16 protein-coding genes are annotated in these 21,544 nt (G+C 51.3%); 2 read left to right on the forward strand and 14 right to left on the reverse strand.

Annotated features, from left to right (window positions below):
- Nucleotides 1–17: 17 nt before the first annotated feature.
- The 6 genes from BMY09_RS13920 to BMY09_RS13945 form a co-directional block, all read right to left on the reverse strand.
- The gene (locus BMY09_RS13920) at nucleotides 18–938 is read right to left on the reverse strand and encodes a LysR family transcriptional regulator (protein ID WP_091359432.1); all 921 of its coding nucleotides are present in this window, start codon (nucleotides 936–938) and stop codon (nucleotides 18–20) included.
- Between the two features lie 344 nt (nucleotides 939–1,282).
- Complete coding sequence (locus BMY09_RS13925) at nucleotides 1,283–2,350, reverse strand: porin (protein WP_091359435.1); 1,068 nt, start codon at nucleotides 2,348–2,350, stop codon at nucleotides 1,283–1,285.
- Between the two features lie 270 nt (nucleotides 2,351–2,620).
- Nucleotides 2,621–3,826 (reverse strand): 3-oxoadipyl-CoA thiolase, encoded by a 1,206-nt coding sequence (gene pcaF / locus BMY09_RS13930; protein ID WP_091359436.1) that lies wholly within the window; start codon nucleotides 3,824–3,826, stop codon nucleotides 2,621–2,623.
- 5 nt (nucleotides 3,827–3,831) lie between these two features.
- The gene (locus BMY09_RS13935; RefSeq protein ID WP_091359439.1) at nucleotides 3,832–5,913 is read right to left on the reverse strand and encodes a 3-hydroxyacyl-CoA dehydrogenase NAD-binding domain-containing protein; all 2,082 of its coding nucleotides are present in this window, start codon (nucleotides 5,911–5,913) and stop codon (nucleotides 3,832–3,834) included.
- Between the two features lie 2 nt (nucleotides 5,914–5,915).
- A complete protein-coding gene (locus tag BMY09_RS13940; protein ID WP_091359441.1) occupies nucleotides 5,916–8,021 on the reverse strand; it encodes an acetate--CoA ligase family protein in 2,106 nt (701 codons plus the stop codon).
- The gene (locus BMY09_RS13945) at nucleotides 8,018–8,818 is read right to left on the reverse strand and encodes an enoyl-CoA hydratase/isomerase family protein (RefSeq protein ID WP_091359443.1); all 801 of its coding nucleotides are present in this window, start codon (nucleotides 8,816–8,818) and stop codon (nucleotides 8,018–8,020) included. Before BMY09_RS13945 ends, BMY09_RS13940 begins: the two co-directional genes overlap by 4 nt.
- Nucleotides 8,819–9,336: 518 nt before the next feature.
- Here BMY09_RS13945 and BMY09_RS13950 point away from each other — a divergent pair.
- Nucleotides 9,337–9,849, forward strand: coding sequence for a tripartite tricarboxylate transporter TctB family protein (locus BMY09_RS13950; protein ID WP_091359446.1), 513 nt, complete (start codon nucleotides 9,337–9,339; stop codon nucleotides 9,847–9,849).
- Nucleotides 9,850–9,858: 9 nt separating this feature from the next.
- Nucleotides 9,859–11,361 (forward strand): tripartite tricarboxylate transporter permease, encoded by a 1,503-nt coding sequence (locus BMY09_RS13955; protein WP_091359448.1) that lies wholly within the window; start codon nucleotides 9,859–9,861, stop codon nucleotides 11,359–11,361.
- A 668-nt stretch (nucleotides 11,362–12,029) separates the two neighbouring features.
- Here BMY09_RS13955 and BMY09_RS13960 read toward each other — a convergent pair.
- The 8 genes from BMY09_RS13960 to BMY09_RS13995 all read right to left on the reverse strand — a co-directional run bounded on the left by BMY09_RS13960 (nucleotide 12,030) and on the right by BMY09_RS13995 (nucleotide 21,162).
- Nucleotides 12,030–13,319 carry a TRAP transporter large permease gene (locus BMY09_RS13960; RefSeq protein ID WP_091359451.1) on the reverse strand — a complete coding sequence of 430 codons (1,290 nt, stop codon included), beginning with the start codon at nucleotides 13,317–13,319 and terminating at the stop codon, nucleotides 12,030–12,032.
- On the reverse strand, nucleotides 13,312–13,803 hold the full coding sequence (locus tag BMY09_RS13965) for a TRAP transporter small permease (RefSeq protein WP_091359453.1): 492 nt from the start codon (nucleotides 13,801–13,803) through the stop codon (nucleotides 13,312–13,314). The genes BMY09_RS13960 and BMY09_RS13965 overlap by 8 nt, the downstream gene beginning before the upstream one ends.
- Before the next feature lie 25 nt (nucleotides 13,804–13,828).
- Entirely contained in the window at nucleotides 13,829–14,827 is a 999-nt protein-coding gene (locus tag BMY09_RS13970; protein WP_175483545.1) for a TRAP transporter substrate-binding protein, read from the reverse strand.
- An 89-nt stretch (nucleotides 14,828–14,916) separates the two neighbouring features.
- Nucleotides 14,917–15,513: a cysteine hydrolase family protein gene (locus tag BMY09_RS13975; RefSeq protein ID WP_091359458.1), complete on the reverse strand. Its 597-nt coding sequence runs from the start codon at nucleotides 15,511–15,513 to the stop codon at nucleotides 14,917–14,919.
- A 507-nt stretch (nucleotides 15,514–16,020) separates the two neighbouring features.
- The gene (locus BMY09_RS13980; RefSeq protein WP_091359461.1) at nucleotides 16,021–17,367 is read right to left on the reverse strand and encodes an MmgE/PrpD family protein; all 1,347 of its coding nucleotides are present in this window, start codon (nucleotides 17,365–17,367) and stop codon (nucleotides 16,021–16,023) included.
- Between the two features lie 66 nt (nucleotides 17,368–17,433).
- The gene (locus BMY09_RS13985; RefSeq protein WP_091359463.1) at nucleotides 17,434–18,627 is read right to left on the reverse strand and encodes a CaiB/BaiF CoA transferase family protein; all 1,194 of its coding nucleotides are present in this window, start codon (nucleotides 18,625–18,627) and stop codon (nucleotides 17,434–17,436) included.
- A gap of 326 nt (nucleotides 18,628–18,953) precedes the next feature.
- A complete protein-coding gene (locus tag BMY09_RS13990; protein ID WP_245756592.1) occupies nucleotides 18,954–19,955 on the reverse strand; it encodes a Bug family tripartite tricarboxylate transporter substrate binding protein in 1,002 nt (333 codons plus the stop codon).
- A gap of 301 nt (nucleotides 19,956–20,256) precedes the next feature.
- Nucleotides 20,257–21,162 (reverse strand): LysR substrate-binding domain-containing protein, encoded by a 906-nt coding sequence (locus tag BMY09_RS13995; RefSeq protein ID WP_091359468.1) that lies wholly within the window; start codon nucleotides 21,160–21,162, stop codon nucleotides 20,257–20,259.
- Nucleotides 21,163–21,544 lie beyond the last annotated feature (382 nt).

A 21,544-nucleotide genomic window follows, 5' to 3' on the forward strand; every position in this document is an offset into this window, starting at 1 on the left:
ACTTAAACAAAGTGGGTTCAATTGTCTGGAATCCACACCTGATCGGACGGGAAATGCTGCTGAATGTAGTGTTTAAACTCGAAAATAATCTCGCCAACCATGGGGGAGGGGGAACTGCTCCTGGGATAGATTGCAGCAAAGGTCAGTTCGTAGGCCGGTGTAATTGGCACCAGAACATAACTTCCATCATGGGCGTTAGCAGCGCCCGGAGCATCCGTTATAAAGATCCCCATCCCCTTCGCCACCATCTGAATGGCAAAGACGCTGGAAGTCGTTTCCAGGGTATATTCGATATCAATACCGGCATTGCTGAAGATTTCATCTGAGTGCCGACGTGGGGGTTGGCCCTGTTCGAGTCCGATCAGCGGATAATCAGCTAACTGCCCTGCGGTCACCTGTTTTTCTCTGGCCAGTGGATGGTTGAGTGGCAGGGCAGCCATAATTCGGCTGCTATAGAGTTTTTCGCTGCGGATCTGCGGGTGCTCACAGGGGAGAGAAACGCACAGACCAATATCGTAATATTCGCTGCCGATCCAGCGTTCCATATCTGCCCGGTGGCGAATATCCACTGAAAAGCGTTGCTGGGGGTGGGTTGATGAAAATCTTGCCAGCGCCGGGGCGACCAGGCTGGTGGCCACCCGTTGTAGAGCCACAATTCGCAAACGCCGGGATTTGGCGCTCTTAATATCACTGACAATACGTGGAATATCATCCAGCCCTGCCAGCAGCCTTTCTGTCTCTGAATAGAAAGCAGCGCCTTCTATTGTCAGTTCGACTCGTCTATTACGGCGCTCAAACAGCTGTAGATGAAGTTCATCCTCAAGACTGGAGATCAGCCGACTCATGGCGGACTGACTCAGATGCATCCATTCCGCCGCAGTGGCTATGGATCCACTGTTAACAACAGCTCTGAAACCTCTCAGTTTCTTTATGTCCATGTCATACCTCTGTTTATTATTAGAATGGTTGAGTTGGTATGGCTTCAGGAAGGTGCGGGTAAATCAGGTTCAGCTGGTTAGCTTGCCAGCCTGATCGCAGGGGGAGTGCGCACCTTACATTATTTATTTTATTCTGCGGTGTTATGTCTCAGGTAATCATAACGGATGTTGAAAGGGATTACGCAGATGAAATATTGGACAGTCCATTACTAATTGTAATGGCTACGGCCTGGGTTCTGGCGGTTGAAGGCGCTGGCAGAGGTGGGACTTGCTGCTAGTTTAGCGTTGCTTTGGAGGGGAACAGCCCGACGGAAGGGGGGCGTCTGGCTGTCCCGGGTCAGGGATTAAAACTTCAGACGGATACCTGTCGTTAATGTAGAGATATCGTCATAGTTTGTTCCGCTACGGTCAAGGCTGTGGACCTTATAACCGGCGTAAAGATCCATCCATTTTTGTGGATGGTAAACGTAACCCACACCTACAGAAGTGCTCTTGTCATCTTTCATCGCACGGTCTTTGGCAACTGCGTAGAGTACGTTAACCGCATGCTTACCGCTCTTATAACCTACGCTGACAGACTGGAACTTAGAGTCTGGATTTGCTGCATTGTCATCGCTGGATTTCCCTGCTGCAACCGCGGCATTGAGGCCATTTTCCATTGCGATAGCGAAAGAACCGCCAAACGTTTTGGTGTCGTAGGTTGCACCGGAGTTATAGGAATAACCCAGAGCCCCATCCAGTTGAATACCTGAGTCAAGCTTGGTTTTCAGGCGGGCGCCGATTTCAGAGACATCATTACCTTTATTTGTGCCCTGGCTTACCGCCAGTGAGATCGGGCCAAACTTCGGTGCGTCATAGCGCAGACGGTCATAGCGACCCTCAAAATCCAGGTTTGACATAGTGCTTTTGATTGTTGGACCTGTACCACCGAACTTCAGTGCGCCACCAACCAGCGTTGGGTTTGGCCAGTTGATAATATTGGTACCTGAAAGTTCACGCTCCATATTGCCATCGGCGGCACCGGATCCCTGACCAATGGTCAGACGACCATACTCCTTCGATGAGATCCAGGCTTCCATCTTCCGCTCGTCCAGCGTTGGTGATGCCGTAGTTTTGGTTTGCATATCAACAAGGTTGGATGGGTTGGACTGGTATTCAACCTCAAACAGAGCGCCAACACTAATCTTGTCGTCAAGATCAGACTGAGCTTTCAGATTGAAACGGGTGCTGCTGTTGTCATTATCGACAAAGAACGTCTCATTTGTGCTGCCATCATCGGCATACATCAGGGCGCGGTTGATCTGTAGTCCTAAATCAAGTTTTACGCCTTGATAAGTACCAAGCTCAACGGCCTGAGAGGCTAGCGGAAATAGAGAGAGGAGTGCGCAGGTTGCATAGGATTTTAGTTTCATTAAGTCATTACCTTCTTTCTTTTGTTTTATTTATAGGTGAAAAAATTAACAGACAGGAGGGGAAATGAATAATGTATTGAGTCGATATATTTATGCTAAAAATGCATCTATCTATATGAAAAATAATAGATAATATTTTTTATGGTACATTTTTTGACAGCAACAGGAATAGGGGAGTCTCTGATGAGCTTCCCCGAAGAATTCGGTCTGTTCTTTTTAAAAAAGACAGGTCAGCACCTGAGGGATACTGACCTATCCAAAGGGCGACCTTTACATGCGTTCAATAATCAGGGCAATACCCTGACCCACACCGACACACATACTACAAAGCGCATAGCGTCCTTCAATATGTTCCAGTTGGTTCAGGGCGGTTGTTACCAGACGTGAACCTGAAGCCCCCAGCGGATGGCCGATAGCGATTGCACCACCATTAGGGTTAACCCGGGGATCATTATCCCCCAGCCCCAGTCGTCGGCAAACTGCCAGCGCCTGGGCCGCAAAGGCTTCGTTGAACTCAATGACATCCATCTGCGCCAGGGATAAGCCTGTCAGTTGCATCACTTTCTCGACTGCTGGTACTGGGCCCATCCCCATGATACGAGGTGGCACACCGGCGGTTGCCATGCCCACGATGCGCGCACGTGGTGTCAGACCGTGCTGCCTGGCTGCTTCAGGTGTCGCCATCAGCAGGGCACAGGCACCATCGTTGATACCTGATGAGTTTCCAGCGGTGACGGACCCTCCCTCCCTGACAACCCCTTTCAATTTAGCCTGGATTTCAGGTGTGGTGTCCGGACGGGCGTGCTCATCAACCGAGATAATCTGTTCCGGCTTACGTGGCTGTGTGACAGTGACGCTCATGGTTTCTTTCGCAAAGAAGCCGGCATCCTGGGCTTTTTTCCAGTTCTGTTGACTGCGCAGGGCAAAGCTGTCCTGGTCTTCCCGCGAAACGCCCTCTTCGTCGGCGACGTTTTCGGCTGTCAGAGTCAGGGCATCGACGCCATGGAGAGTCTTCATCTTCGGGTTGACTAAGCGCCAGCCAATGGTGGTGTCTTCCAGTTGCTGACTACGGCCAAACGGTTTATCGGACTTGGCCATCACATAGGGAGAACGGCTCATACTTTCTACACCACCGGCAACCATCAGTTGAGCTTCGCCACAACGCAGGGCGCGGGCGGCACTGCCGACAGCATCAAGACCAGAACCGCACAGGCGATTGATGGTAGAACCCGGCACCGTGACGGGCAGACCTGCCAGCAATGCCGCCATACGGGCAACGTTACGGTTGTCTTCACCGGCCTGGTTGGCACAGCCGTAAATAACATCGTCAATCAGACCCCAGTCGAGATCCGGATTACGTTTAATCAGTTCCTGAATCGGCAGTGCTGCCAGATCATCGGTACGGATTGAGGACAGACCACCGGTAAAGCGGCCAAATGGGGTACGGATTGCATCACATATCAGAGCTTCTGACATTGGTATCACTCCTCAGCTGCGTCAGCGTTAGGGGGTAGCAAGTTTGCGTCGCCGCGTGCGTGGCCTTTACCGCTAACGGCAGCCAGTTGATCAAGGGCGTTATTCAGGGCGTCATGACCCATCTGTTGTGCAATAAAGATCGGGCCACCTCTCCAGCGAGGGAAGCCGTAGCCGTGTGCCAGTGCAATGTCGATATCTGCAGCACGTTGACAAACGCCTTCACTAAGAAGCATCAACGCTTCGTTGATCAGGGCAATCACCGCACGTTGCTGAATCTCTTCATCACTGAAAGGTTTCGCTTCGATACCGTTTTCCGCCCGGTAGTTGGCAATAATGCGTGCCACTTCAGGATCAGGCTGAGGACGATTATCGTCGCCATACAGATAGTAACCCTTGGCGGTTTTACGCCCCAGACGGTTGGCTTCACAAAGCAGATCAGGGATGCCAACATAGCGGCGCAGATGCCGGGTGTCGGCTGTCTGCTGGCGCATTCTCCAGGCGATATCCAGGCCGGACATATCGCCGACCTTAAATGGACCCATCGCAAAGCCGTAAGCTTCCAGAGCGGCATCGATCTGTTCAGGGCTGGCGCCTTCTTCCAGCAGGAATTCGCACTGACGGCGATACGCTGCGTAGAGACGGTTGCCTACAAACCCCCATGAATTGGTCACCACAATGGCTTTCTTTTTCAGCCGTTTGGCAAAAGCGCTGGCGGTGGTCAGGGTCTGCTCGCTGGTGGCGGCACTTTTAACCACTTCCAGTAATGGCATACGGTGAGCCGGGCTGAAGAAGTGAAGCCCCAGAACCCGTTCCGGGTTAGGGATATCAGCGGCGATCTGGTCGATATCCAGATAGGAGGTATTGGTTGCCAACAGGGTATTTTCATCCACCCGTTCGGCCAGGTTTTTGAACAGTGAACGTTTTACGTCCAGATCTTCAATGATCGCTTCAATCACCAGATCGGTGCCTGCAACGCTATTGATATCCTGGGTTGGATTCAACCGTGCCAGCAAGGCATCACGCTTTTCGGCGGTCAGCCGCTGGCGCTTAATGTCACCCTCCAGCTCGGCTTCAATACGTTTAACACCGGCTTCGAGAGCATCAGGATTAAGCTCCAGCAGGTCAACGCTATAGCCGCAATTGAGCACACAGAGGGCGATGCCGCTTCCCATGGTTCCGGCACCAATTACGGATACCCGTTTCAGTGGGCGGGGCTCAATGGCCTGGCTGGGAGTATAGGGTTCAGCACGCTCAGCAAAGAACAGGTAGCGCAGAGCCTGTGCCGCCTGACTGCCTCGCAGGGCGAGAAACTGGCTGCGCTCTGCCGCAACCGCTTCAGCAAAACTGAGTTTTCCAGCGGTGAGCACTACTTCTGCGGCAGCGGCTGCAGCAGGCAGCCCGCGGGAACGGGAGATCAGCTTTTTCGCCTGTGCCTGAAGCTCTGCTTCATCGGCAGGAGCCACCTCTCGCTGACTCAGTGGGTGCTTACCACTGTTGTAGTTTTGCGCGTAGGTCAGAATTTCTGTGTACTGGGCCTCGGCTTCAGTTTCACTGAGTAACTGGTCCACCAGGCCCAGCTCAATTGCTTTAGCCGCTTTAACCGGTTTACCAGAGACAATCATATCCAGCGCAGCAGGCAGACCTATTGCCCGGGGCAGGCGTTGAGTACCACCTGCGCCGGGAACAACACCCACGGATACTTCGGGTAGCCCAAGAGTAGCAGCGGCATCAGCCAGGCGAAAATCACACGCCAGCGCCAGCTCCAGACCACCACCGAGGGTGTGGCCTTTTACCACAGCAATAACGGGCACCGGGCAGCTTTCAAGTGCGCTGGTGACCTGCGGCAGAGTGGGTTCGGTGGGCTCGTTTTCGAGCTCACGCAGATCCGCGCCTGCCATCAGATTGTTACCCGCGCCGGTCAGCACGACTGCTTTTGTCTGGCTGAGATCAATCGCGTCCAGTGCGGCGAGAATACCTCTTCTCACCGCATCAGTGCTGCTGTTAACCGGAGGATTATCGAGGGTGATAACCGCGATATTACCTTCCTGATGCAGATGAACCTGGCCAGCTGTTTTGGGTGCGCTCATTACTATGCTCCTTCGGTCTCGTCATCGAGTACCAGCACAGCATCAGCGGCAACCGTTCCCTGACCCTCAGGCAATACAAACAGTGGGTTAATTTCTGAGGTCACTACTTTGTCACCCAATGCGGAGATCAGCGCTGAAAAGTTAACGATGACCTGAGCCAGGGCGTCGGTATCCCGTGGTTTTGATCCACGGTAACCTTCCAGCAGTGGCCAGATGGTTAATTTCTGCATCATCGCTTTGGCCTGATCCAGATTCAGTCCCCCCTGTTCGGGCAGCATGCACAGAGTGGTGTCTTTATACAGTTCTGCGGTTACACCGCCGGCACCCAGCAGAATGGCGGTGCCAAGCGCATCACGGTTGGCGCCGAGAATCAGCTCATGGCCGCCGGCCACCATCGCTTCAACCAGGAACTGATCCGGGCAGCGACCGATGTGGGACTGAACCTCACTGATCATCTGTTCAAACCGATCACCGATATTCTCAGCATTCAGGAACAGGGCCACACCGCCAATATCACTCTTGTGCAGCAGACTGGCGTCAAGAATCTTCAGAACCACCGGTTCACCCAGTTCGCGGGCTGCCTGTACTGCTTCTTCGCGGGAGGTGACGATACGGCTTTCTGGTACCTGAATGCCCGCTTCACGGAACAGCGCTTTTGCGGTCGCTTCATCCATTGAGCCGCCCGGCAGCGTATCCAGATCAGGGATACTAATTGTCGCACCGGCGGCACTCGCTGACAGTAATGGCTGTCCGGTAAAGTGCAATGCTTCAAGAACAGCGCTACAGCTTTCTGGTGAACTGAATCCTGGTATTTTTGCGCGGTTCAGTCGTTTCAGGGTGTCTGGAGCATAGGGGCTGACGTATGCCAGAACCGGTTTGTCGTTAACATCGAGCGAGTCAGTAATCGCACCGACCACCAGATCAGGCATTGCCAGACCTGAAGAGCCGATAATAACAACCAGTGCATCATAGCTATCACTTTCGAGAAGAATACGAATCGCCTGACGCAGCAGGTCGGGCTGAAGTCCGGCCAGGGTAACGTCAATCGGATTACGGTCTAGCGCAGTCGGGGTGTCACCCTGAAGTGCCCGCAGTTTTTCAGCGGTGTCGACATCCGGTGGAGGGGTATCAAATGCGGTAACGCCCAGACTGTCGGCGATCAGGGTACCGGCACCGCCAGTGGAGGTGAGTACGGCTACGCGACGACCTGCCAGTTTGCGTCCCGCAACCAGTACTGCAGGAATATCGAGGAATTCGTCGAAGGTGTTGACCCGGATAACGCCCAGTTCACGGAAGAATGCATCATAAACCCGGTCTTCGCCCGCCAGAGCCCCGGTATGGGAACTGGCAGCACTGGCACCCGCTTCAGAGCGCCCGATTTTGAATACAACCAGCGGTTTTCCGGCTTCACGAGCGCGGATAGCCACTTCACGGAACCGCTGCGGGTTGCGGATACTTTCCAGATACAGCGCGATCACTTTGGTGTTGTCATCATCGATCAGGTATTCGATAAAGTCACTGACTTCCAGATCTACCTCGTTACTGGTTGAGATCAGGGATGACAAACCGATGCCCCGTCCTGCGGCGCGTGAGAGCAATGCGCCAAGAATACCGCCGCTTTGAGAGACAACGGCAACATCACCGGCAGGCAGATCACTGACTTCCAGTGCGCCACTGGCCGACAGTGGAATACCGGCGTTGAGGTTGACCAGGCCGATAGTATTGGGGCCCAGCAAACGCATTGAACCGGCGGCCTCTTTCAGCTCATCCTGCAATCCCATGCCACTTTCACCCGCTTCGGCAAAGCCACTGGCAAGCACCACTGCGGCTTTACAGCCCATCTTAGACAGTGAACGAACTGCCTCAATGCTGCGCTTGGCGTTCAGCAGTACCAGGCCTACATCGGGGGCTTGTGGCAGAGCTTCAACATTTGGATAACAGGTCAGCCCCTGAATCTCGGTGGCTTTAGGGTTAACCGGATAGATGGGGCCGCTGAAGTTGTGCTTCAGCAGATAAGATATTGGTCGGCCCGATGTTTTAGTCGGATCAGCTGAAGCGCCGATAACTGCGATGCTTTTCGGGTTGAGCAGTGCGTCGATCTGGTTCATTTTCCAGCCTCCTTTGCGCGATCCAGGAAGGACTGAACAGAGTCGCGGTGCTCTTTCGATGTATAGCAGATGCCCTGTGCTTTGCTGCCTTCAGCAAAGACCTGATGATCAGACATTTCGTAGCTATGGTTGATAATGGATTTGGTCAGTGCGATTGCGGTGCGTGAACCGTTGCTCATCTCTTCAGCCATTGCCTGCGCGGTGTTCAGCAGTTCGCTGGCATCACAGAGCTGATCTGCTATCCCCAGTTGCAGTGCTTCGTCTGCGCCCACCCGGCGGCCGCTGAAGATCAGGGCTTTAGCCCGGCCTAAACCGACCCGGCGTGGCAGGAAGTACATACCGCCACCATCGGGAACCAGTCCACGGGCGATATAAGCCCAGGTAAAATGTGCATACTGCTGTGAAGCTACTACAAAATCACAGGACAGGGCGAGGTCGGCACCCAGACCGGCGGCCGCGCCGTTAACGGCAGCAATAGTCGGAACCGGCAGGTTCAGCAGCAGGCTTGCCGCATAGTGGACGCCTTGCTGACGATCCCAGCCGTTGAAGCCGACAGTTGATAGTTCTGCTTCCATACGCGCTTTCATGCCCGCGATATCACCACCCGCGCAGAAGCCCTTACCGTTACCTGTAATAATTAATGCGCGAACCGAGCGGTCAGCACGGATCGAAACCAGGTGCTCTACCAGCTCAGCGCGCATCGCATCGCTCATTGCGTTGCGCTTTTCTGGTCGGTCAAGGGTCAGGGTAACGACGCCATTGTTAATAGAATACTGTATCAGGGGTGCTTCGCTCATAGTGTGCCTCTTATTATTAATCTATCTCCCGGCTGTTGGGCTGGAGACGATACCGAATGCCGTTTCACCCAGCGCTCGGCGATATTTCTTTCAATGACAATGTTGCAAAAAAACGCTTGTTAGCATTTATAAAGTCCAATCATTATTTAACGTGGAACAGTTCTGTTCAATTGAGTAAAGCTGCTGACATAGCTAACAAATTGTTATAACGATGCGGGCTGTGTGGCGGGGAAAAGCACGGTTTATCTGTCTCTCATCGCTTTTTTGTACATTTGGGGCAAGCTGAGGTCTGTCCAAAGCCTAATAAATACTTAGTTCAGTAGTGGGCTGCGTTAGGTCATAGTAATTAGCAGAGTGCATATTTGACTCGATTGGCAGTAAAAACATCACAACACCTCTGGTGTTTGATTGTGGCCGCTGAGATTGACCGGAATGCACCATACATAATAATAACCAACCCTTATGGCCTATTCGCCGGAGGGTGAGTCAGGAATATCTGGCTTGAGTTGGAGTATCGAATGAATAATTCAATATCATCGGGCACAACGGAGGATAACCAGAGCTTAAGTGCAGGTCTGGTTAAAATCTCCATGCCGTTGCTGGAACTGCTGGGCGGTGCCCTGATCACTATGGTTTCTGGCTTTTATCTCTACGAAGCTTTGCAGTTGCCCGAGCCTTTCAATGCTAAGGCTGTGGGGGCTGGAGAGTTTCCATTGATCATCGGTGTCGTCACACTGGCCTGTGCTCTGGGATTGACAATACTCAGTCTGGTAAAGCTTATCTCAGGAAAGACCTCTGAATATGCCTCCTTTCCACGTCTGGGGTTTGTGGCGTTATCGATAGCGGCGTTGATTGCTGTCGTATCCTTTATGGAAATACTGGGCGCGTTTGGCAGTATGGCTATTCTGAGCTTTATGGTGATGCTGGCTGGTGGAGAACGGCGTATCGGTTATCTGGTTTCTATACCTGTCGTGTTAGGCGCAACTATCTATGTTGTCTTTGTTCTGGCGCTCGGCGTTTATTTTCCGTGAGGTTTAGTCATGTTAGATAACTTAGTTCTTGGTTTTTCAGCGTTTGCAGATCCATTGGTTCTGGTAGGCCTGCTGGTTGGGGCTTTTCTTGGTTACCTTATCGGTGCTATACCCGGACTGGGGCCTAGTCTGGGGGTGGCATTGCTAATCCCGTTCACCTATAGCCTTGATCCGCTGGTGTCTATTGTGACGCTGATCGCGCTTTATGCTGCGGCGGAGTATGGCGGAGCGATATCGGCTATTTTACTTAACTCTCCCGGAACCGCTGCTGCGGTAGCCACCTCCTGGGACGGCTTTCCGCTGACCCAGCAGGGTAAAGCCGGTGTTGCCCTGAATGTTTCAATTATCTCTTCCGGTATTGGTATCTTTGTCAGTACCATCCTGTTGTTTCTTACTGCAGTGCCGCTGTCGGAAATGGCATTAAGTTTCGGCCCAACGGCATATTTTGGTCTGGCATTAGTGGGTCTGAGCCTGGTGTCCAGTTTTTCAACAGGTTCACCTCTGAAAGGTGCGGTTGCGATGGGGATCGGTCTGGGTCTGGCGACTATCGGTCTGGATGCTCAAACGGGTGTCCCGCGTTTCAGCTATAGCCCTGAGTTTTTTGAGGGGCTGCCACTGGTGCCTGTTTTGCTTGGTTTATATGCGCTTTCGGAAGTTATCTTCATGATAGAGGAGGGACCATCTGCTAAAACCAAGAGTATGGCTATGTCCGGATTGCTGGTTGTTCCGGTGAAGACCTTTATGACTCTGAAATGGCATCTGATGCGCAGCTCCATTATGGGGTATATCATCGGAGTCATTCCCGGTGCCGGTGCCTCAATAGCCTCATTCGTTTCCTATGGCGTTGCCAAGAGAACATCAAAGAAACCGGAGATGTTTGGTAAAGGCAGCCTTGAGGGGATCTGCGCCTCTGAAAGCGCAAATAATGCGGCGGTTTCCGGGGCGCTGTCTCCGCTGTTGGCGCTGGGTATCCCCGGGTCTCCAACCACTGCGATCATGATTGGTGCGTTGATGATTCATGGTATTCAGCCGGGTCCCCTGCTGTTCACGATGTCTCCTGAGATTCCCTACACTATTTTTGCCTCGTTGTGGGTCAGTGTGCCACTTATGATACTGATCGGTCTGTTAGGGGCACGGTTCTGGGCCAAAGTATCTGATATTCCCCGCCCGATGGTTGCCGCTATTGTTGCGGCAATCAGTCTGATCGGGTCATACGCATCTGAGAACTCAGTCTTTCCGGTCATGATTACCCTGGCATTTGGTATTCTGGGTTATATATTCCGTAAGCTTGATATCCCACTGGCGCCTATTATTCTTGCGCTGGTGCTGGGTGAGATGCTGGAAACAAATTTCCGTCGAGCGCTGCTGATCTCAAATGGTGAAATGGATATCTTCTACACCAGTCCGATCACGTTGATTTTGCTGACGATTGCCGTACTGTCTTTTGCTCTTCCTGCGATCAGTGCGCTGCGTAGCTGGAATAAGCGCAAGGCTTTCCACGACGAAGAGTAATTCTCTCCTGTTCCATATCTCTTCCTGGAATTTCAGCCCTTATCAGTTTTGATAAGGGTTTTTTTTATTCCAGGCATTCCGCTTGTGCGCTGTTGTCACACATGGCTGGCTCAAGGCTTTGATTGAAATCCCTGCTGTAACCGAACTGCTCCTGACCGAATTGGGTGTCTTAAAGGCACGCCTGTTAGTGGCAACGCCTGTCTGGCACCGGGGCCGATGTTGCTGTTGTCACGACTACCAATAAGGCGATTTGCTAGTCCGGAAGTGCACTGCAGACTTCACATGCTGCGGCCCTATATAGTGTTCATTCTTTTAGTCAGGGGCTGCATAGTGAGGCGTTACTTGCTGTTATCCCTATGTTGCTGAGATAGAAACCTGCCATCCTGAACATGTCCAACGGCGGAAAGAAACCGTCTGGACTATCCAGTTTGGTTTTTTGGGGGGGGCATGCGAGCCGCTGCAGAATGGTTGGTTTTGCAGAGTTTTGGAACTGGCTGGAGCGTTGGTGTTGCGGCAGGATTTAACTCAGTAGTGATCGATCTTCAGGTCGTCCCGCTAGAGGGGGAAGTGGGACTAAACAGGGGTAATAAAAAAGGGAAGTCGTTGCTATAACGCCTTCCCCTTTATGATGTGTTTGTTGTGGCATGTCCGGGTTTAGTACTGCTGCCCTAGAGTAAAAACAGTGTAATACCCGGGAAGATAATCAGCAGTGCCAGACGAGTAATATCTGCTGCCCAGAACGGGGTTACCCCTTTGAATATCGTTGATAACTTGACCGTTGGAACGATCGACTTTATCGCAAATACGTTGATTCCCAACGGAGGGGTTATCATGCCGGTTTCCACCACAATCACCAGAATGATGCCGAACCATACCGGGTCGTAACCGAGGTTCTGCACGATAGGGAATACCACTGGAATGGTTAGCAGAACCATGCCGATACTGTCCAGGAAACAACCTAAAATCAGATAGATTAACAGGATGCTCAACAGGATCAGCATTGGCGGTGCATCAAACGAGACAATATAGTCTGCGATGGTGATGTTGGCGCGGGTGAGAACGAAGAAGTTGATCAGCATAAAGGCACCAAACACGATCAGGGCAATCATCCCGGTCGTCCTGGTTGTTGATTTCAGCGACTCGACAATGTGACGCCAGCTCAGTGATCTGCGAATTAAACCGATAATCAGTGCGAAGATGACGCCGAATCCGGCGGCTTCTGTTGGCGTGAAAATACCCAGATAGAGGCCGCCGATAATCAGTACAAACAAAGAGACCATGCTGGCTAGTTTAGGCAGTGCGCTTAGTTTTTGCTTCAGCGTAGTGGGGGTGCCTGCGCCAGCGGATTTTGGCCACATTCGTACGACGATAACGATAGTCAGGGTGTAGATAATCAACTGCATGATTCCGGGTATCACCGCTGCGACAAACAGGTCTGTGATGGAGGTCTCTGTCAGTACGCCATAGATCACCAGAATGATGGATGGAGGTATGAGTACTCCAATGGTGCCGCCAGCAGCCACTGCACCCGTGGCCAGTGCATCGCTATAACCATATTTTTTCATCTCAGGGAGGGCGACCTGGCCCAGTGCCGTCGCTGTTGCCAGGGATGAGCCGGAAACCGCAGCAAAGCATCCACACGCCGCAATGGTGGACATCGCCAGTGAACCTTTCAGTCCCCCGAAAAGGCGGGAACAGCCTTCGTAAAGATCGGCTGACATCCCTGAACGGGTTGCCAGGTTGCCCATCAGAATGAAGAGCGGCACGATGCAAAGCTCGTAGTTGAAGCTGATCTCCATCGCCACCTCGCCGATGATAAACGACGCGGTATCAAAACCATACAGAATCAGGATGCCGGTAAAGGCTGAGATCGCCATAGATGCACCAATGGGGATACTGAGCAGCATCATGCCCAGCAGCATGCTGACAACCAGAATGGTTACTTCTATCTCAGTCATGATTAGGTTCTCCTGAGGGCAGGTCTGAAGAGTCGGGGCTAAACAGCAATCGGGCGGCGACCATGATCGCTGCAACGGCTATCAGAAACGCAAATCCGGCCATCAGATAGATCGGCAGATGCAGTACCGGTGTTAAATCACCGGAATCACGCAGGGACAGGGTTCTCTCAAACAGCCCCCATCCGATTCCTGCCGTTACCAGTAACACTGCGAACTGACTCAGTTTTTCAAGCACCGTACGCCAGCCATGAGACGCTTTAATCATGATGAACTCGAGTCGGATATGTTCGCGTGAATAGGTTGCCTGAGTCAGCGAGCCCAGCATGACTACTGCCATGAAGCCTTCGACCAGCTCGATACTTCCAGGGAGTGGCGATGAAAAAATGTAGCGCCCGATAACATCTATAAAGATAAGTACAGAGAGCGCAGCTAAAACCACTACCGTAAACACGGCAGTGGTTCGACGGGCATATTCGCCAATCATATTCAGGTTCCCTTATTCGCTAAGGTTATTCGCTGAATTCCGCCAGAACGGCGTCAGCATCGATACCCTGAGCTTCGGCTTTGGCTTTCCACTCGGCAGTGATTGTTTTGGAGCGTTGTTGAAGATCGCTGAGTACTTCAGAGGTCACTGTATTGATTTCGTGGTCTGGGTCAGCAGCGATATCGCTACGGGTTTTAGCCGCGGCAGCATCCCATGCGCGGCCGAGGAAGGCTGCTGTCTCAGGACCAGAGTTAGCATCAATCAGTGCCTGAAGATCTGCGGGTAGTGAATCATAGAATTTTTGGTTCATCGCAAAGAAGAAAGCGATGGTATAAAAACCGTTGGGAACTTCTAAATGGTAAGGAAGAAGCTTTTCCAGGCGGTAAGATTTGATCGCATCCCAGGGGAACAGAATGCCATCGGCGACGCCACGGGCCAGTGCCTCATGTGCTTTGCTGGCAGGCATGACGACAGCCGTTGCCCCCAGCGCTTCGGCCCACTTTACGCCAGAGCCGATGGTGCGGATTTTCATGCCGTTAAGGTCAGCGGGGGAGGTGACTTTCTCTTTGGTATGCAGTACACCGGGAGAGTGAACATGAATAGCAAGTAGTTTGGTATCGGTAAACTCTTTATCGGCGAAGTGTTTCTGCCAGATCTCGGTAATTTTACGGCTGCCCTCTTCGGCGCTGGGAACCAGGAAAGGCAGTTCAACGACCTGACTCAGTTCGAAGCGTCCCGGAGTCCAGGGCAATGCTCCCCATCCAGCCTGGACAACGCCCTGCTTAATCAGGTCATACTGACCGGCAGGTTTACCGATAATGGCTTTATCTACCGTTACTTTAATGCGTCCATTGGACTCTTTATTGATCTTATCTGCCCACTCGTTCAGCGCGACAGAGACCGCGTGATGAGGGTTTGGGTTCCAGTTAGCGATGCGCAAGTTAAACTCTGCGGCGTTCGCGATTGAAACCATGTTGCACAGAATGGCAGCGGCGAAGATCAGTGAGTATTTTAAGTATTTCATCATTCTTATCCGTTATTTTTGTTGGTAGGGATTAAAATATGAGTATGGAAAAGGCGTTGTCCTGGCAGGGATGTGCCAGCGCCAGGCTGTTAGGCTTGCTGGCCGATCTGTTCAAGTAGCGTGACAGAGTCTGTTACGGTGCCGAATAGTGGCAGAACTTTTTCGCACACGGTCCGGTGTAGTTCCATGTCTGGCGAGGCGCAGCAGTCTTCCAGGATCGAGACGAACAGGCCAGAGTCATCGCCGTGTCGCGCGGTGCTATCGACCACCATATGGGTGTACACTCCGGCCAGAACGATATGCTCTACTTTGTTACACTGCAGCCAGTTGAGAAGGTTGGTATTGTGAAATGGGTTGACCGCCCGTTTGGTGACCACCAGTTCGCCTTCCCGAGGTGCCAGTGCAGGCGGGAAGCCTGTGCCGAATTCACCGATGATCATGGCGTTCATCTCTTTCAGGTGTGCCAGTCTGGATTGTTGACTGATGGCATCAATGTAGCCTTTTTCAAAGCCAACATTGACGAATACAACGGGCCAGTTCCTGTCGCGAAAAGCATCGGCAACCCTGGCTGTTTTCTCAACCAGCTTTAACTCATCAACGGTTTTCCAGAAGCCTTTAGAGCCAACTTTGCCTTTAGGGTCTATCAGTTCATTCTGCATATCGAGAATGATAAGTGCGGATCTCATATAACGTACCTACGGGGATATTTTTCTTGTTTAAGGTTTGTCTTAGTAAATCTAGCCAAGATGAGTCGGTGTTTGAAGAAACTATTTGTTTTCTTTGGGGTGGTTAAAAGTTGGTCTGATAAGGTTTTTAATACAATGATTTATTTTAAGTTGTTGATTGTAATGTGATTATAATTTGTTGTTTTTCCCGTTATTGATGCTGTTTTTAGTGACTGTAATTTATTTAAATTTTAGTTATTGATATTTTTGTAAATAATGATAGGTACAGAATTAATAAAATGAATAGGTACAGTTAAGGAAGAGTAGAGTAAGTTATTTATCGTAGATAAAACGGTAGTATCATAATGAGTATCTGACAATGTTAATTATTGCGGGATTAATAGTATTAGACGGGCTAAAGACTTAGCTGGGATAGCGGTTTTTATAGGTTGCAATATACGCAGATAAACCTGATCCGTGGATCAGGCTTATTAAACGTATTTGCTTGGTGCGGACCAGAATAGAGGGTTATTTCAGCGCAATTTCCTGTGGCAGATTGTTGCTATGCAAAATCTGGTGACGCAGGTTTACCAGTGTCTCAGGGGCGATAACTGAGCCCGCCAGTTCGTCATACTTGGCGATCATCTCTGCGTCGGTCAGTGGGTTTTCAGGGTCCCCTTTGCGGGTTTGCTGGAAATGGTTCAACGTCTGTCCATTGTTGAGGGTAACATTGATACGTGCCATCCGTTTTCTGGGGTAGGCTGCGGCCAGCTCAGCATCTTCGCTGACGCTGACTCTGGGCATGAACGCCCTGATATCTTCCCGTGCAAGGGCTGATTCGGAGAATGCGCTGAGACGCACACCGCCCAGAAAGAACTGCGCGGCGATGCAGTACTGGATACTGAAGCGTGCTTCCTGAGCTGACTTGGGCGCAGGCCGGTTACACATATTATAGGTTGGGCCGTAACCTTTGATATGGATGCTGTGAATATCCTCTACGGCGAAACCATGTTCAGACTGGAGTATTCTGAGCCCGTCCAGAGCCGGAAAAATATGCCCGCAACAGCCATGATTTTTGACCGTCATCCGGGTGATCGGGGTCCACTCACCCAGGCCTTCAAATGCCGCATCCCAGTTACCGGTTGAGTCGCTGGTAGCCGCAGCATAACCTTTTGGTGCATGCAGGCTGTCCATCGATCCGGTCATACCTTCGGCGGCGGCCATCGCGGCCAGAATGCCGGCATCGGCGGCGTGCCCAGGGTGCATCGCTTTAGCCATCCCTTCGCCCTGCAGGTTCTGCTGGTGCCCCCCGGCGAAACTGGTCGCCAGTGCGATGGCATTGGCAATGATGGTTGCATCGCCTTTCAACAGCATCGCGGCAGCAACCGCAGCGCCAATTGTGCCGACCGTTGAGGTGATATGCCAATAGGTATAATGGCTTGGCTGGATAGCCAGAGATATTCTGCAGCCGACTTCATAACCGGCAATAACTGCCCGGTGTAACTGCTCCAGAGAAACTTCTTGATCCTGAGCTACGGCGAGCGCTGCGGCGATCGTCGGGCTGCCAGGATGGTAGCCACCATCTTTGAAAATATCATCAAACTCGACGGTGTGGCTGGCGGTGCCATTAATCAGTGCAGCATGGCGGGCGGAACCCAGGCTGCCATCCACATAACAGACCGCTTTGCCGTTACCCCGACTGGAATGACAGGCAGCAGCCAGAAGCATCGCCGGAGGTTGAACGCAGCCTGGTAGTGTGGTGGCAAACCAGTCGAGGATAGCCCGGCGGGTGGCCTGGCTGATATCGTCACTCAGGGGCAATTGATGCCAGTTTGCAGCCGCTTCGGCCAGGGATTGTATCGGATTGTTTATCATATCGATCCTGTCGCCAGCCAAAACCACTGGGGAGGGCATTGGCATGATTCATTAACTATTTGAATATCAGTTAGTCGCGCCGAGTTTTTGCATGGCATCAATCTCCTCCTGGGTATAACCCAGTTCCTGCAGCAGTTCTGCGGTTTGCGCGCCAACCGGCTGTGGTGGCAGATTGATCTCGGAATGGCTATCGGACATGATGAACCCTGCAACCGGTACTGTCAGTCCGTCAACCGGGCTGTCAGGGGCATCATGCTTATGCAGCAGTTTGCGGCTGGCGATATGGGGATCTGCAATACTTTCTTCCAGACGACGAACGCGGGCTGCCGGAATACCTCGTTCCTGAAGGAATTTTTCCCAGTAGTCAGCAGACATAGTGCCAATGATACTGGTAAGCACCTCGGCTTCTTCGGCATGCGCATCCAGTCGCTGGTTATTATCGGTTTTGATCATGTCTTCCCGGCCCAGCGCTGTCCAGAGTCTGCGCTGTTGCGGCAGGTTAGACGCAGAGATCATCATCGGGGCGTCAGAAGCATGGTAGTAGCCGATAGTGGCAAATGGGAATACGTTTCCTTTCTGCTCCGGGTGTTTGCCATTCCACAGATAACCGGTCAGGTGTGAGCTACACAGAATGGTGGCAACATCCAGCATCGAGACATCGATAAACTGGCCTTTACCGCCTTCACGTTCACGTTGGAACAGTGCTGCGGAAATTGCGTAGGCTGCGGTAGTGCCGGTGGCGTAGTCGACAACCGGTGCGCCACTTTTCAATGGCTTGCCATCGCCGTGGCCGGTCATCGCCATCATGCCGGAAAAGGCCTGAATAACCGCATCGTAGGCGGTCTGCTCACGTCTTGGGCCGGTTGAACCGAAAGCGGATATAGAGCAGTAGATCAGCCCTGGGTTTAACCTGGACATCTCCTCGTAACCCAGTCCCAGAGCGTCAAAAGCGCCGGGTCTGTAGTTTTCTACGAAGACATCTGCGGTCTGAATTAAGCGTTTCATCGCTTCAACACCGGCTTCGGTTTTCAGGTCCAGCGCCATTGTTTTTTTGTTCGATGCCTGTGCCATGAATGCAGTACCCATGCCCATATCATTCAGAGAGCGGTCGGAACCTTGCATCCGAGCCTGATCAGGCTCTTCAGGTGATTCGACTTTAATCACCTCTGCGCCGAGTACGGCCATCTGATAACTGGCAAAAGGGCCAGCAAGGACATGGGTGGTATCGATTACCCGGATGTTATCGAATGCCTTAGACATAAATTCCTCACAATATATTTGTTGTACAGGCTGTTATGTCACGCGGTTTTGTTTAAATGCCTGCACTGTTGTATCTACCGGTGAGAGTGTTTCAGGACTCCCTTGCGATAGGCCAGGGTAGGTCGCTGATAGTATAGATTTTATATAACTGTTCGCTATGCGGGGCTGCCTACAAATCGGCTAGCGATACAAGCAATGTCGGTTACAGGAGCAGAGCCCGGGAATAAGGTTCTGGTTATCCGGGCTCTTGACTTTACTGAGATTACATTATGGGTTTGTTAAGCCCTTCCCAGTGCGGTTACTATATCTGTATCTATCGTGCTCAATTATTCGAGTACGCCTGCCGCTTTCAATTGTGTTTCAGCGACTTTAGTAACGCTCTTGGTGAATTTAGAGTATTTTTCGGGGCCCATCCAGGAATCGGTCACACCGGCAGCACGCGCGTATTTCTGGTAATCATCACTACGCATCGCTTTATGAAAAGCATCAGCAATCTTCTGTTGCGTCTCCATTGGAATACCAGCAGGACCGAAGATGCCACGTACCTGTACCCAGCTTGTGTCTACATCGTAACCCTGCTCACCGAAGGTTTTCAGATCCGGCAGACCTGTCAGACGCTCTTCACCCAGCACACCCAGGCCTTTAATGCGGTTAGCATCGAAGAAAGAGCGGGTTGCACCCAGATTAGACACACCGACATCGACATGCCCACCCAGCAACGCGCTGATGATATCTGGGGTGGCGTTAAAGCCAACCCAGTTGAATTTAACACCGGCAGCGTTTTCTAACATGGAAACGCCAATGTTCTGCATAGAGCCCACCGGACCAAAGCCACCGATATTGACTGTTCCATTATTTGCTTTGGCTTTAGCAATCAGGTCATCCAGGTTTTTAATTTCTGAATCTTCGCGAACGAACAGCAAAATTGCATCTTCCTGAGTGGAACCAATCCAGGAGAAGTCATCCATGCTGAAGGTACCTTTGAGGTTGGTTAGCATCCCGGTAAAGTGGGTCAGGGTGTTGATGCCCAGTGTCAGACCATCGGGTTTTGCCGGACGAATCTTGCTCATCTGGCTGGCGCCGCCGCCCCCAGGAGAGTTGATAACAATAACTTTCTGACCGATCTGAGGCTCCAGACTTTTTGCCAGAGTACGAATAAATACATCAGATGAACCGCCGGCCTTGGTGTGCATGATCATTTTAACCGGACCTGTAGGCCAGTCGCTGTCAGCGAAGGCGGTACCTGAAGTAGCAACGGCAGTGGCGAATGTCAGTGCGACAGTGGTGAGGATTTTGCGGGCGTTCTTTTTAACTCTGCTAACCATCATAAGACGGCCTCCGTGGTTTAACTTTTTATTTTTTATTTAAAATCAGGGCGTTTCCCCTGTATTGAATATCTCAAAAAGCACTCGGGGGTGGTACTGAGTATTTGTAAGGCCATGGGACACTTAAAATTTGGGCAAGATTCTGTGGTGCCAGCACTGAAGATGAGATCAGAGGATAAAGTTCTCGTCGGGGTGTAATGAGCGGATGTGCCAGGAAAGCAGCGTTTATCAGCACTTTTGTTTATTAGTGGTCGCGTCAATTCCTATTGGTCAGGTGACTTTGAACGCGCTTTTGTGCAGCTGATTAAGCCTCAGGTATTCCCCCATTGCCTTCGTTCATCAGAGCTCTCATCCAGGATAAAAATTTGAGCAGTGTCTGGGAGGGCTCAACATTACGAGGCCAGACCAGATAATAACCCTCTCCGGTTTTACAGGTTTCTTTGAACGGGGCAATGAAGCTGCCGTTTTTCAGTTGCGGTTCAACAAAAACTTTCACCGCGATGGCAACTCCGATGTTCATCGATGCTGCTTCATAAGCGAGTGCAGAGGTATCGAATCGTAGTTCGGATGTTGAATTCAGTGACAAGTCTACGCTGGCCATCCAGCGCTCCCAGTCTTGCGGGCGAGCCATCGACTGGAGCATGCGTACCCGGGACAGATCTTTATGGCTGGGGAGCTTATTGGTTTCGTAAAAAGTGGGGGAACAGATCGGTATCAACTCAATATCAACCAGCTTCTCGGCATTCAAATCGGGCCAGTCTCCATAGCCAGAACGAATAGCAGCATCGATGTTCTGTGTTTCAAAGTCTGTTGCCAGCAGGGAAGAAGTCAGTCGTACCTCGATGTTTTCATTCTCGTCGTGGAACTGCGCCAGACGGGGAATCAGCCAACGTTGAGAAAAAGTGGTATATGACTGTATTGAGAGAATATTCCTGCGTCCCCGTCGGGAGACCTGTCGTGCCGCATGTCCAATATCCTGAAATGCATGGGCGATGCCCTGATAAAGTTCTTTACCCTCCCGTGTCAGCTCGATCCCTCTGTGCAAACGTCGGAAAAGCATAACGCCAAGATACTCTTCCAGAACTTTAACCTGACGACTGACAGCGACCTGAGAAACATGTAATTCATCTGCCGCCGCTGTCAGGCTGCATAACCTTGCCGCCGCTTCGAAAGTTCGTAGAGGATTAAGTGGTGGAATAGGATACTTCATACACCCGCCTTGCTTTTTATTGTTTCGGCTAACCGAACACGCCCATAAACATAAATAAAGTATAGATTAGCCCGTTATAAAAAGCTGCGTCTAACTCTGACTGCTATTATCTGGATCAATAGATGATCAGATGGTGTTATAACCCTGTTAGAAGTTAATCTTTTATATCTGGGCGACTAGATAATATTGCTATTAGCCTCGATTGTCACATTTAAATATGGTTTATGGTTTGATGATTTCTCCTGTCGCTGAAACGGATTATTGAAATAAACAAATGCAGCATCAATCAGTTTAATCAGTCATTCACTGTGTTCACAGGATAGGTATTATCATCTGAATAACTCGGTTGTCTTAGAAAATTAGTCTTTTCGCTGCCACTTAT

The organism is Amphritea atlantica (assembly GCF_900111095.1).
Classification (GTDB): domain Bacteria; phylum Pseudomonadota; class Gammaproteobacteria; order Pseudomonadales; family Balneatricaceae; genus Amphritea; species Amphritea atlantica.

Coding starts and splice junctions, on each gene's coding strand:
- BMY09_RS13945 (WP_091359443.1), bottom strand. CDS start 8,818: ATGAGCGAAGCACCCCTGATACAGTATTCTATTAACAATGGCGTCGTT.
- BMY09_RS13950 (WP_091359446.1), top strand. CDS start 9,337: ATGAATAATTCAATATCATCGGGCACAACGGAGGATAACCAGAGCTTA.
- BMY09_RS13920 (WP_091359432.1), bottom strand. CDS start 938: ATGGACATAAAGAAACTGAGAGGTTTCAGAGCTGTTGTTAACAGTGGA.
- pcaF (WP_091359436.1), bottom strand. CDS start 3,826: ATGTCAGAAGCTCTGATATGTGATGCAATCCGTACCCCATTTGGCCGC.
- BMY09_RS13960 (WP_091359451.1), bottom strand. CDS start 13,319: ATGACTGAGATAGAAGTAACCATTCTGGTTGTCAGCATGCTGCTGGGC.
- BMY09_RS13965 (WP_091359453.1), bottom strand. CDS start 13,803: ATGATTGGCGAATATGCCCGTCGAACCACTGCCGTGTTTACGGTAGTG.
- BMY09_RS13980 (WP_091359461.1), bottom strand. CDS start 17,367: ATGATAAACAATCCGATACAATCCCTGGCCGAAGCGGCTGCAAACTGG.
- BMY09_RS13925 (WP_091359435.1), bottom strand. CDS start 2,350: ATGAAACTAAAATCCTATGCAACCTGCGCACTCCTCTCTCTATTTCCG.
- BMY09_RS13940 (WP_091359441.1), bottom strand. CDS start 8,021: ATGAACCAGATCGACGCACTGCTCAACCCGAAAAGCATCGCAGTTATC.
- BMY09_RS13995 (WP_091359468.1), bottom strand. CDS start 21,162: ATGAAGTATCCTATTCCACCACTTAATCCTCTACGAACTTTCGAAGCG.
- BMY09_RS13970 (WP_175483545.1), bottom strand. CDS start 14,827: ATGAAATACTTAAAATACTCACTGATCTTCGCCGCTGCCATTCTGTGC.
- BMY09_RS13935 (WP_091359439.1), bottom strand. CDS start 5,913: ATGAGCGCACCCAAAACAGCTGGCCAGGTTCATCTGCATCAGGAAGGT.
- BMY09_RS13955 (WP_091359448.1), top strand. CDS start 9,859: ATGTTAGATAACTTAGTTCTTGGTTTTTCAGCGTTTGCAGATCCATTG.
- BMY09_RS13990 (WP_245756592.1), bottom strand. CDS start 19,955: ATGATGGTTAGCAGAGTTAAAAAGAACGCCCGCAAAATCCTCACCACT.
- BMY09_RS13975 (WP_091359458.1), bottom strand. CDS start 15,513: ATGAGATCCGCACTTATCATTCTCGATATGCAGAATGAACTGATAGAC.
- BMY09_RS13985 (WP_091359463.1), bottom strand. CDS start 18,627: ATGTCTAAGGCATTCGATAACATCCGGGTAATCGATACCACCCATGTC.